Source organism: Planktotalea frisia, assembly GCF_001890925.1.
Classification (GTDB): Bacteria; Pseudomonadota; Alphaproteobacteria; order Rhodobacterales; family Rhodobacteraceae; genus Planktotalea; species Planktotalea frisia.
In genome coordinates this window covers 1-1,004 of the sequence record NZ_MLCB01000116.1, presented here as the reverse complement: position 1 = coordinate 1,004, position 1,004 = coordinate 1, and the positions used below count along the sequence as shown (strand labels likewise).

1 protein-coding gene is annotated in these 1,004 nt (G+C 45.7%); it reads right to left on the bottom strand.

Features of this window, described 5'->3' with window-relative positions:
• Positions 1-241: 241 nt before the first annotated feature.
• Entirely contained in the window at positions 242-745 is a 504-nt protein-coding gene (locus PFRI_RS07940; protein WP_072630171.1) for a hypothetical protein, read from the bottom strand.
• Positions 746-1,004: the final 259 nt, after the last annotated feature.

Here is a 1,004-nt window from a genome sequence, read left to right as displayed (position 1 = left end):
CCCGATTACATCTTAGCTGAGCCACAAACCTGTCCGAATTAGTAGGACCACTTCAAAGGTCGTTTTGCGTGTTTGATCTGTAATCTGCTTAATCTTTCTATTTGTTCTAGTAATGGGAGAGGCATAGGAGCCCCTTGTGGTCATAACTTGTGTCACCCGCTTAAGGGTAACGACACAAAGAATAATTTATTCCTACTAGTACCAGACGCCTAAGACATAACTTAAGTTACCTCTTAGGGTTCTAAGTGCGTGCGGGTTGGTCAAGTTGGTTATCACCAGTGCGGATTGGATGCAGGAGGAGAAGAGGTGGAAGTTTCTTACTTTCACTTAGGCTTTGCACAGCCTCAGATTGCGATTTGCGTTCAATCAAATAAGCGAATGATTGCGTAACTTCATGCAATCGTGCCTCTGCCGTCTCAGCCCTTTTTGTATCAGAGGCGGACTGAAGCTCTAGGCTTTGTATGCGATCTTCAAGTTGGTGGCGCTCTGCTTTTACGATTTCAAGAGCGGCTGCATATTGAAGCAATTCAGCATTCTTCTGTTCCAACTTTTGAGACACTTCGAGGAGTTCATTTTTCTGACTGCGATCAAAAGACCCCATTTTGAACAGGAGTTTGAGCGCACGATCAACACTAAGTCCGTCCTCACAGACGTCAGGCAGCTCGAAGAGGGACTTGGATACGAGTGAAAGTATTGCCTTGCTTCTACCTGTGATGTTTTCAAGCTCTTCCCAAGTAATGATCATCTAATTTTTTACCTCAATTGCCGTATTGTCAGGAAAGTGCTTCCGTCGTCAGATGTTTTTGAGGCCAAGGGCTGCCAAGACTAAGGGAGCGTTTAGCTCATCTGATTAGCTTGACTATGCTGCTTGCTGGCGGTGATGCAAGCGTCGGACTTCGAATATCTTCCGTTTTAACATTTAGCTATACACAGAGTCCTCGAGCACCCGACTTTTGACGGGTTGACGTCTGACCGTAGAACGATTCAGCTAACCGCATGATCCG

What these genes read in the sequence shown, in the direction of transcription:
- PFRI_RS07940 (WP_072630171.1), bottom strand. Translation starts at nt 745, where the DNA reads ATGATCATTACTTGGGAAGAGCTTGAAAACATCACAGGTAGAAGCAAG.